The sequence below is a fragment of the Dysgonomonas sp. GY75 genome (assembly GCF_015234155.1).
Lineage (GTDB): Bacteria > Bacteroidota > Bacteroidia > Bacteroidales > Dysgonomonadaceae > Dysgonomonas > Dysgonomonas gadei.
In genome coordinates, this window is the sequence record NZ_JADCLQ010000036.1 from 82,389 (window position 1) to 94,241 (window position 11,853).

Genomic DNA, 11,853 nt, shown 5'->3' on the forward strand with positions numbered 1-11,853 from the left:
TTTACCTAAAATCTCTTATATATCAGGGCTTTGAAAGCCCAGTTTTTTCAGTCCGTCCTTTATTTCAGGGTCTGCCATGAACAGAGACCATAACAAGCCTGTCCTGTAATTTTCAATCATCACAACGATTGGCCCCTGGTCTATTGCTATATTCTGATTATCGTACCACTGTTCCGAAAGATTAAATGCATCCACAAATCCATAATCGGACCATAATTTATCCCCCAATTTGTAATAGAAGAAGTGTAAAGCCCTCATTGATTCCTCAGGTGTATACGGCATAGATGATAATGCAGCAGTAGGAGCAATCACCCCTTTATCATTCGTTGGGGAATGCGCACTATAGCCATTATTACCATCGCTGGCAGTAAGCCCCCAGCAATCAGCGCTATATCCACCATATCCTTTCGGATTAGTAATGCAATAAGTGTAATTTATCAATGTATGATTTCTGTTCTGAGTCCAGTAATCCGTATATTGGTCTTTCAGATCCTTAGGGTTAATTCCTAAGAATGAATAATGACTGAAAAATAACGGGCCTCCATACTCTGTACCCAGAGGCAGAGTATATCCATAATATGATTTGCCATTAGCAAAGGCTCCATTCCTCACCCATCCTTGTTTATATACCTCTGCTGAAATGGGATAAGTAGGTGAAGCTGCAGCTAGAGCATACACAATTAATGATTCATTCCATCCTGTTATCTTCAGATTCATCTGCCATCCGTAATCAGGACTCCAATGCCAGTACAAGACATTCTCTCCTCCTTTTTGAAACCAAGTCCATTCTATAGCTTCCCAAAGACGGGTTATATCAGCCCTTAACTGAATTTCTACGGCATCATTCGACTTAAAATATTGCCTTGCTGTAAGTAATCCCTGAAACAAGAGGGCGGTTTCCACCAAATCGGCCCCATTATCATATTGGCTAAAAGGATAAGTAGCACCTGTCGCTCCATTGACCCAGTGTGCAAATGCTCCATGATAACTTGTACATTTAGTATCTAAGAATGTTACAATCTTCTGAATACGGGATAATGCATCATTTTTAGATATAAAACCTCTTTCTGCCGCCGCTATCATAGCCATTACACCAAAACCGGTTCCACCGGTGGTTACCACATCTCCGGATGTTGTCCTTTCACGAGCCATGCCCGATGTCGGGTGTCCGAAATCCCAAAAATATCTGAATGTCTGGCTTTGTACTTTATCTAACAGATCTTCATCCGATATGCGCGGGAATTTATCAGTCAGATCAATTGTCGTAGATATACTAATTGTTTTGCCTGTCAAAATTTTGCTTCCCGATTTTGATTTTAAATTAGGATATATAAGAAGTTCATACTTAGTGTATGATTTTAAAGCCAATTCACCTTTTATCTCAATAGTATAATGTCCATCATAAACCGGAGTAATTGCCAAAAATTGCCCTGATTGTTCTCTTATTTTTATATTATCAATTATTGTAGCCTGATCTATCTGATCCGAAAACTTGAGATAAATAGAAGAAGTTGGATTTACATCTACATACAAATCTTGATTTGTTTTCCCATCTATTGTTATTCCGTCCAACTTAAACTCTTGAACCGGAGTCCCATCTTCATTATCACTACTACATGAGATAGATGAAAGAAGAAATATGAAGAATAAAGAATTGAGTAAAATTTTCATAATGTATTAATTTAATAATGAGAGGGAGTGACTCCCTCTCATTATTTGTCTGATCAGGTAATTATTTAACGAACTCCATCAATGGAATCCCATTAATTCTTACTGTTATAAAGCTCTTTTACTTCGTCTCCGGTTAATGGCTCACTATAAAAATGGAACTGATCCAAAGCGCCTTTATACCATCCTGCCCAACTTTGATTAGTTGCCCCACTAGTTAAACTAGGGTTGGCCTGATATGGAAAAGTTCCGATTATCATTGGACCAACATCTTTAAACTGTAATTCTCCCAAACCGGTTATAACCGATTGAAATACGCTATTACCATCTTTATATATATTCATTGTAGAGGTAGTACCATCATAAACAAAAGCCATATGTACCCAGTCTCCAAATACATTATCAACTCTGGCTTCCACCCATTTCTCTACCCTGCTTCCGGTACGTTCATTGTAGATATGTACCTTGAAAAAGGCTTGAGTCTCACTGCCGGTATTTTCCAGAAAAATATCAAGATTGGACCAGAATGTTTTAGTATTTGTAATTGAGAACAAACCTGTTGCTGCTGTATTCCGGGAAGATTTCATCCAAAATGAAACTGTAAAGCTACCAAGATTTGTAATTTCACTCTCTACAATTTTAGATATTGCAGGATGGTTATTGATTAGAACATAAGTCGTATCTGCATCTCCTTTATAAGCTTTACCCTTTACTCCATCTATAAATGAGTATACGCCCACTCCACTATTTACAAACTGATAGGTGCTTTGGTCATAAACATCACCTTCAAAAGGAAGATTTAACTTCTCAGGCTTGTATTCGCCTGTGGGATCAGGGAATCCCTGAGGATAATCGAATGCAGGATCATTCTCTAAATCCTGAAAGCAAGATTGAGCTCCAAACAATAATACAGTTAAAACTATTATTGCAGATATATATTTTTTAATTTTCATAGTCATTAATTATTTAGTTGGAATAATTTGGATTCTGAACTAAAACGCCATTCGATTTATCAATCTCAGCTTGAGGCAGAGGTAGTAAAGCATGCCTGTTTTGGTAATTGGTTTTACCTGCTGCATGAAGTACCTGCTGCGCTGTACCCCAACGTACAAGATCATAGAAACGATCCCATTCCATACCTAATTCCACGCGTCTCTCATGTCTTACGGCATTTCTAAATGCAACCTGATCTGTTGTAGTAACCTTCGGTAATATAGCACTGTTTCCAGCTCTTGCGCGGCCACGTACCCTTTCGAGCAGTTCGATAGCCTCATCAGCTTTTCCGCCCATTTCATTTGCAGCCTCGGCAGCCATCAATATGACATCCGATAATCTGATAAGGCGAATATTAAACCAGAAGCCACCCTTTGTATAGAGAGTTCTTAATGCAGGATTTGTATACGCTTTTTTGTTATAATATTTATTTAAAACATCTCCATTTGCCACAGGCTTTTCTCCCCACGGTTTATTTGCCGGAATAGTAGCCGGATCTTCTCCTGTTTTTACAAAATATAATAATGTTTCGTCTTTGCGAGGGTCTCCCGGTTCAAAAGCATCGGCAAGTAGTTGTGTTGGCGTATGCCATCCCCAACCCATATTCCAGTCACCTGCACCTCTTACTCCCTGAACCTGACAAAATTGGCTGCCAATATCGTTAGATCCGGGTAATGCTGATGTGGCTGTACATTGCAATTCGAGTATCGATTCACTACAATTTTCACCAGTTTCTCTGAATATTTGATCGTAAGGCGTATCTAAATTATATATATTTGAATTAATAACTTCCATAGCTAAGCTATAAGTATTGGCCCAATCGTTTCTCATTAAATAAGTTTTGGCATGTAATGATTTAGCCGCACCCCAAGTGAGACGTCCTACAAACCTGCTTTCCCACATAGGAGGAAGACTATTTTCGGCTTCGGTCAAATCTTTATCGATAAGTTCATATATTTTAGTTGCAGGAGACTTAGGTAGAATAGCTTCTGCCGCATCTTCTATTTTGAAATCAATATATGGAACTTCACCAAAGGCTCTGACAAGATTGAAGTAGGCAAACGCCCTGAAGAAATGTGCTTCTCCTCTACAGATAATATCCCCTTCGGTAAGAGTTTCTCCATTCTTTTCGGCTGTACTCATCTTGTCCAATACACGGTTTACAATATGAATCATATCAAAATTACTTGCATAATAGCTTTGGATAAGTCCATTTGATGCATTATACTCAAAATCGTCGTACATTGGTCTCTGAGCCGATCCATCCGAAGCTGTCGTTCCTGTTTCCACGTCTTCACTTCTAAAGTTATGAATAGCTAAAGCCGGAGAACCTGATGTTACATTAAAACCTCTCATCTTAGCATATAATGTAAATATATCCGTCTGATAAGATCCCCCTTTATTATCGTCTTCTGTCCATTGACCTTGTGGGGCTTGATCTAAAAGGTCTCCGCATCCGGTCAATACAAATGCAAACACTATTAATGCAGATGTACTAATTGCTTTTAATATATATTTTTTCATGTTATTTCTCTGTTTGGATTAAAATGTAAGATTTGCACCGAAAGTATAAATCACAGGCATAGGGTAAGTACCGCTATCTATACCGAACGAAAGTGCACTACCTCCGATTTCGGGAGTATATCCTGAATTCTTCGACCATGTCTTGAGATTCTGAATATTTCCATAGATACGAAGTGACTTCATGTATATCTTATCCAGGATAGACTTAGGGAAAGTATAACCCAACTGAACATTCCGAATACGGAAGAAGCTTCCATCTTCGATAAAATAGCTTGAAGCCATCTGATTCATTGCTCTGGATGGATCCAATATCGGTTCCCAGTTTGAAGTACCTTCACCATGCCATCTGTTCATTCTTTCTGTTCTGTAATTGAATTGAGCGAAAGAAGAAGCATCCCAATTGCGGTAGATATCATTTCCATAAACGCCCATCATGTCTATACCAAGATCAAAGTTCTTATATGATAAGTTTAGATTGATACCATAAGTAAAATCAGGTGTTGGATTACCTATTTTGGTTCTGTCCTTATCTGTAATTTTACCATCTCCGTCAATATCTGCAAATATCAAATCACCGGGTCTGACAGTTCCAAGGGCATTAGGCGTAGAATTTTTTATATGTTCATAGTTTTGATATACACCGATTACCTTATATCCGTAGAAATAGCCGATCGGCTCTCCTTTGATAGTACGCGATACACCGTTCTCCAATTTAGCCGCAGTATCTTCAACATCTATTTTATTCACCTTATTGCTTATAGTAGTGAGATTACCTGCGATGGTGTAATTGAAACCCGATTCTCCGATTTTATCAGACCAGGAACCAGCCAATTCAACTCCTCTGTTTTGTACCTCGCCCAAGTTTTGCATTTCATTTTGTACCCCGGCAATAGCTTCTGTTACCACAAGAATATCTTTTGTGTTCTTACTGTAGTAAACCGGTTCTATTCTCAAACGGTTGTTCAAAAATTGAGCCTCAAATCCGGCTTCCCATGAATATGTCTTTTCCCAGCCAACATTCTGGAGAAGATACGCTGTACTATATCCAGTCAGTATATTATCTCCGAAAACAGCACTACCTGAAGAGTTTAACCCCGGATAAGAAGGATAATTACGTCCTCCCGTATTCTCAGAACCTAGAACACCCCAAGAACCTTTTACCTTCAGGTAATCAATAGCACTCTGATTCTCCATAAAAGATTCGCTACTCACGATCCAACCTCCACCAAAAGAGTAAAAGTCATCCCATGTATTTCCTACATTACGGAATACCGAAGATCCATCCCTTCTGTACGAAGCATTAAACAAGTAACGGTTGTCATAGTTGTAAAGACCCCTCAAGAGATAAGACATCGTAAATCGTCTAAACTGGCTACCAGTATTCGTCATCGATGAATTGGAGATTGATGTCAACCACCACTTGTCAGGATCATCATTTGGTATCGAGAAATCAAAATCTCCATATTTTTGGCTACGACCACCACCCAAGCTGGAAGATTCCCTATAATTAGTTGTAATACCAGCAGTCGCTGTTACACCATGTTTATTAAATTGATTGCTATAAGTCAGAATATAATCCTGTTGAGCAACCAAACTATGATTCTTACTTTGGTTGATAGTTTCATATTCGCTTATCATCTCCTTATTCTTTATATCCGGATTATATACATTTACTAACGGGGAATAACTTCTTGAGTCGCCCGTAGAATAGTCTAAAGAGAATGTTGCTTTAAACGTTAGAGATTTCATAAGATCTACCTCTCCGTATATATTTCCTGCAACCCTATAGTTCGTCGCTTTGTTATGATCACCTTGCAGCTGAGTTGCAATCAAAGGATTCCATACCTGCGAACGTTGAAAATCGGGCATCGTATGCAGTAGAGTTTCTTCTTTACCGGTAAGCGGATCAGTATATACGCCATAGACAGGAGCTATAGGTGCTGCTCTGACTGCTCCTGCCACGCCTTTTGCATCGGGTGGTAAAGATCTGGATCCATTAACCTGAAATCCGAATCTCAAGAAGTTAGTAACATTGTAATCACTGCTCAGATTAACGGTTGCTTTAGTATATTTCTCTGACTTTATAGATCCCTCTTCCGAAGTATATCCCAATCCTAAATAGAATTTATTCTTCTCGCTGGAACCGGTAATACTAACATTATTATTGGTCACAAATCCTGTTTGAAAAATCTCATCCTGCCAGTCTGTATCAGCTTGCCATGCAGTATAATCAAACGGAGTAGTTACCCCCTGATTAAGTCTTTGTTCATTATACAACTCTTTAAATTGGGCTGCATTAGTCACACTTATCCTGTCGGCGATATGCTTAAATCCTACCGAAGCGTTTATGTTAACTATTGTTTGTCCGTCTTTAGCCCTCTTTGTAGTAATTATAATAACACCATTTGCTCCCCGCACACCGAATATAGCCAATGAAGAAGGGTCTTTAAGGATTTCCATAGACTCTATATCTGCCGGATTCAAGTAATTAATATTATCGGAAAACAATCCATCCACTATATACAAAGGTGTATAACCATTAAGAGAGTTTGTTCCACGAACACGTATCTCCGGATCCTGTCCGGCACGTCCTGTATTTACAATCTGCACACCTGCAACTTTACCTTGCAGACTAGCCAATGGGTTAGCAGATGGCCTGTTCGCAATTTCGCCAGCCTTAATACTAACAATAGAGCCTGTCAAGTCGCGTTTTTTCGCTGAACCATATCCAATCACAACCGTTTCGGTAAGCAGTTGGGCATCGTCTTCCAGGGTTATGTTTATAGTAGACTGAGAACTTACTGTAACCAATTGTGTTTTCATCCCCACATAAGAGAATTCCAAAACATCACCTGATTTGGCCGACAGGGAATATACACCATCTATATCTGTAACAGTGCCAGTGGTGGTATTTTGTATCTTAATGCTCACACCAATCAGAGGTTCGCCAGTCACATCTGTCACTTTACCTGTGATAGTCTTTGTCTGAGCATAAATACTTACTGTACTCACCAGTAAAAGGCAAGCAAGGAACATAAATCCCCTCATAAGGAAGGAACTGGCTCCAGACGTAATAAATGTTCTTTTAGGTTTAATTTTCATAGTTTTACTTTTTATTTAAACACACATTATCAAACAAAAATCTACTATGAACGACTGAAAAGGAAATGGTAATTATTCTTAAGATATTTTTAAGGCATTATTTCTGGTTGCGAATGAGATACTGGATTACCATATCGTATCGGGGTCGTGATATTAGATTTTATGTCAAATGTAGATAATCTGACAAAAGTGTTTCGAAAAGTTAATACATCGCAATTACTTACCGCCCGATTTTAACAGTACCACTACCTCATTATTACCTCTCAAATAAAAATAAGCATCTTATTACAAACACATTAAATCAATCAGTCTATCTCTAAAAAAAACTCATTTAAATTCTGGGAAGGCTGAATATTTAACTTTTTCCGTAGTCTGTAGCGGCTGTTTTCTACGGCTCTTATAGAAAGATTCATTAATGAAGCTATTTCTTTTGTCTCCAAATTTAGTTTAAGACAAGCACAAAGCCGGAGGTCATTATTTGTCAATTGAGGGTATAAAGCTTTCATTTTTTTAAAAAATCCGGTATGTTTCTCTTCAAATTTTATAAGGAACATTTTCCAGTCATCTTCCGAATTCATATTATTATTGAGTAGTGAATTTATCTTATGATATAAAGGTAATAAAGCATTAATCTTGTTCTTTGAATAAAAATCGTCTACAATATCCTTAATTCTCAGAATCAGCTCATTCTTCTGTATAATAAATGAAGTCTGTGTAAGTAACTCCGCACTTTTTTGTTCCACTTCCTGCTGAAGTTCCCCTGCTAATACTCTTAAACGTCTTGTTTCACGATGCCTGATCTTCTGCAAATGCAGATTGCGGTAGCGGCGAAGGATAAGTAGCCATGTAATATATAATATCCCGACTATCATTAATACATAAAACATATATGCCCAGATAGTCTGATACCAGGGAGACAGGATCTCAAATCCGTAGGATACCGGCTCGGAATAATTTCCTAAATTATCTATAGTACGTACCATAAACTTATATTTTCCTTCCGGAAGCCGCGCATAAGAAATACTATTTATCTTTTGTGGAACAGACCAATCCTTATCTACATCCTCCAGCATATACTGAAACGATAAATTGGAAGCGAATGCATTATTTGATGAAAAACCAAATGTAACAGTATTGAAAGTATAAGAGACTTCTGCACTTTCTGTTAAATCCTTATATTCTATGCGATCGTCGATATTTACAGTCCGCATAAACTCAATATACGGAGCGGATAATTCTTTATAGAGATTTCGTTTTGTCTCTTGCGTTTTATTGTATAGTAAAAAACCATTATCAAGGCATATGAGGCTGGTAATATCGTTTAGTATGGAAACATTCTCATAGGCATTCACTAAGGACAGATTCATTCCTAAGTTGTAATTCTCCAATATAGATATTTCATAACCATCGTAAAAGAATTTGTAAATGGCGGCATCTGTCAATGCCCAAAACTGATTTTCTCTTATAGGAATTATCTGCCTTATATTATGCACGGTGCTGAAAGATTCATTCAGCAATGAACTGGGCACAATCTCATTCTCTATATCGTCATATGTATAAAACCGGTTGTCTCCAAGCAAAACGATACGCCCTCCAACCTTAAACATTTTTAGTTTATAGGGAAGTCCATCCTTATTATTACCTCCATAGTATGAAAAGGACCTGAATCCCGAAAAATTATCATCCAGTTTACAGCGGTACACTCCTCTGTTGAAATGTTCCAGCCATATATTACCTAAATGATCAAACTCTGCATTTATAATTGGTTCGGATATCTGACCGGGAGTAAAGACACGGTTTGTTTTCTTATCTACTATTCTTATTGAGCTATATGTGGATAGTACTAATAAATCATGATCCCTTACTTTAGCCTCAGACAAATTATATACACCTGTACCTATAGCAAATGCGTCTGTAACCGACAGGTTTTTATGGATTTCCTTCAATCCTTTGTTGTGACAACAATACAGGACACCATCAACCACCTTGAGAGCCCAAACCTGGCCTTGTGTTCCATCTATCAGTTTCATATCGGAAAGAGCATTCGGCTTATTCAAACCCTCTGTTGTAATGTAAAATACACCCTGATTGGTTCCGATAAATAGCTTATTATCCCAAAGTACAGCACAATACACAGCTCCTGTCTTTCCACCGGGATCTGTATAACAACTCATATTTTCGATATATTGAATGTATGCTATTCCACGGTCAAGAGCAGCCCAGATATTGCCCAGATTATCCTCATACAAAGAAAGCACCGTATTATTCTGGAGCGTGCTTTCGGATGATATATGATCTACAATACGGCCGTTAATATCAACCTCGTAAATTCCATCCAAAATAGTGCCCAGATAATATGACCCTTTTGAAGACACCACACCACAGTTCAGCTCCTTCAAGTTCATTATACCCGAAAGTACAGGACTCCACTCCTTAAAGCTTTCACCGTCATAAATATAAATACCTTTGGATGTAGTACCTATAAGATACTGATCTTCCTTATAAGGTAAAATAACACGAACATCTGTACCTTGAAAGACCTCACTGCCCTCTATTTTTTCAAGTTTATCTCCCTTAAGCCGGAAAAGTGAGCCCAGCATTTGCTGTACAAGAAATTCATCCCTGACTTTAGTAAGGAATAGAAAAGCTTTCTCGGATGGAATCCGTTTTACCGTATTATAATCATAGATATATATAGAATTAAATGACTGAAAATAGACGCAATCACGCGCAATCCAGATTTTCCAAAAATCATCATTTTTGAAAAGAGCCTTGTCCAGATTATCGCTCAGGGAAGTATAAACGAGCTTTCCGGAAATATCCCTGTCCCAGCGGCCAAACTCTTCATAGCTCCCCGTGAATATGGTTTTGTGCGACAGTACCGCCACAGACCGGACAACCAATGAATTTGGTATCCGGTTAAGATTCCATTCTATACCATCGAATTCGAGCAGCCCTATATCATTACCAAAATACATAGTCCCTCTTTCATCCTGTCCTATCGCCCAGTTCTTGTTATCTGCCTGATATTTTTCCCTATACAAGTTTATAATATGCGGCTTATTGGAAAAAGCAGAGATGGTAGTTAATAACAGTATGATTAAGATAATATGTCCGGATAATCGCTTCATAGGATCTACAGTTTTAAGGAGGGTTCAATTATATTAGTCGTTTTTCGTGACTCGGCATAATCAAAATAAACTTTGCTTCTGCTCTCGCTACTTAAAACGTTCTATTTCGACATTCAAAAATAACACAATTTTATTAAAATAACATTCTTAAACCATCTTGGTTCACCTGATACAGACAAAGTGAAGGCATCCGTTGACAATAACGGATGCCTTCCATATATAATTAATAATTTAAATTATCTTTCCCACTGCTGCAACTCGCTTACAGCAAGCTGATAGTCCCGTTCCGTTTCATAATACTTGTCTATCGTTACATAATATACAGAAAGCTCCAACAAATAGTTTATGAGAGACAACTGGCCTTTATCCAATGCCTTTTTCAACAAGTCGCGATTGTTCGTAACTTTCAGCGTTTCCTGATATTCATTCAGCAATACAGAAAGCTTAGAAGCCTTATCATATTGATTCTTTAATGTATTCTGAAACTGCAATTTGGTGTCAGCATGCTGCATCTGCAAAGCTACAGTCTGCGCTTTCTGATGTTTTACAGTATTCTTTCCTTCCCACAAAGGGATGGAAACACCTACTGTAAAACCTTGCAATGTAGTACCGAGAATGCGCTCACTTGTATATCCGGCTGTAATCTTCGGCAAATTCAGAGCACGGGTCAGTTGTTCCTGTTTTTTGCTTAACTCAACTTCCTGTTCGGCCAGACGCAAAGAGGGATTATTTTCTTTTACTCTTTCAAACCATTCTGTAAAGTTAAGCGGAAAAAGATAATCCGGATAATTACCGAACGGATATACGAGTGGCTCCCCGCCATTCAGCCGTTGTAATTCAGCCCTCAGCGTATTTATTTCAACCATATTTATCTGATATAGCTTTTCTGTATTGAGTAAATCCAGTTTGGTTTTATTTCTCTCCAGGATATCGATATCTCCCTGGTTGAACCGTTTCTGGTAAGCATCAGATAACTCCCGTGCAGATTCCAGACGTTGGGTTAGTTGCTCATTCAACTTTGTCTGGTAAGTAAGTTCGACACACAAAGCACGCGCCTGTTGCATAATTTCCCTGTGCTGTTGGTCATAGGTCAAATCAACCTGCTTATTCTTACCTGCCGCTAACTGTGATTTGTAACGGTAAGCAGTAGGAAAATCGAAAGACTGCGTAACATTCAGGTCCGTGCGGTTACCTTCTCCGGCAGGACTCCCCCACAGATAACCGAACTCAACTTCAGGATTAGCCATATTTATCCCGGTCTTGTTGCCGATCTTATCGGCATTAGCTTGCTCCCGGTACGCCTTCAGTGTTGTATTGTTCGCTTCTATACTTTCCAACACCTTACTGAATGTATCCTGTGCCTCAACGCTAACAACACATAGCAGCGATAATAAAAGTATATATATTACTCTTCTCATAATTTGATTCTTTTTTG

General features: G+C 38.3%; 6 protein-coding genes. All 6 read right to left on the reverse strand.

Annotated features, from left to right (window positions below):
• Nucleotides 1-15: 15 nt before the first annotated feature.
• Nucleotides 16-1,671 (reverse strand): glucoamylase family protein, encoded by a 1,656-nt coding sequence (locus IR083_RS12865; RefSeq protein ID WP_194224619.1) that lies wholly within the window; start codon nucleotides 1,669-1,671, stop codon nucleotides 16-18.
• 92 nt (nucleotides 1,672-1,763) lie between these two features.
• A complete protein-coding gene (locus tag IR083_RS12870) occupies nucleotides 1,764-2,621 on the reverse strand; it encodes a LamG domain-containing protein (RefSeq protein WP_006799652.1) in 858 nt (285 codons plus the stop codon).
• A 13-nt stretch (nucleotides 2,622-2,634) separates the two neighbouring features.
• Entirely contained in the window at nucleotides 2,635-4,185 is a 1,551-nt protein-coding gene (locus IR083_RS12875; RefSeq protein WP_199343231.1) for a RagB/SusD family nutrient uptake outer membrane protein, read from the reverse strand.
• A gap of 18 nt (nucleotides 4,186-4,203) precedes the next feature.
• Nucleotides 4,204-7,287, reverse strand: a complete 3,084-nt coding sequence (locus tag IR083_RS12880) for a SusC/RagA family TonB-linked outer membrane protein (protein WP_006799654.1) — start codon at nucleotides 7,285-7,287, stop codon at nucleotides 4,204-4,206.
• A 305-nt stretch (nucleotides 7,288-7,592) separates the two neighbouring features.
• Nucleotides 7,593-10,418 (reverse strand): triple tyrosine motif-containing protein, encoded by a 2,826-nt coding sequence (locus tag IR083_RS12885; protein WP_194224620.1) that lies wholly within the window; start codon nucleotides 10,416-10,418, stop codon nucleotides 7,593-7,595.
• A gap of 236 nt (nucleotides 10,419-10,654) precedes the next feature.
• Nucleotides 10,655-11,836, reverse strand: coding sequence for a TolC family protein (locus tag IR083_RS12890; RefSeq protein WP_194224621.1), 1,182 nt, complete (start codon nucleotides 11,834-11,836; stop codon nucleotides 10,655-10,657).
• Nucleotides 11,837-11,853 lie beyond the last annotated feature (17 nt).

Bases quoted from the DNA above. Each gene is read 5' to 3' on its own strand.
- IR083_RS12885 (WP_194224620.1), bottom strand. From the start codon at position 10,418: ATGAAGCGATTATCCGGACATATTATCTTAATCATACTGTTATTAACT.
- IR083_RS12890 (WP_194224621.1), bottom strand. From the start codon at position 11,836: ATGAGAAGAGTAATATATATACTTTTATTATCGCTGCTATGTGTTGTT.
- IR083_RS12875 (WP_199343231.1), bottom strand. From the start codon at position 4,185: ATGAAAAAATATATATTAAAAGCAATTAGTACATCTGCATTAATAGTG.
- IR083_RS12865 (WP_194224619.1), bottom strand. From the start codon at position 1,671: ATGAAAATTTTACTCAATTCTTTATTCTTCATATTTCTTCTTTCATCT.
- IR083_RS12870 (WP_006799652.1), bottom strand. From the start codon at position 2,621: ATGAAAATTAAAAAATATATATCTGCAATAATAGTTTTAACTGTATTA.
- IR083_RS12880 (WP_006799654.1), bottom strand. From the start codon at position 7,287: ATGAAAATTAAACCTAAAAGAACATTTATTACGTCTGGAGCCAGTTCC.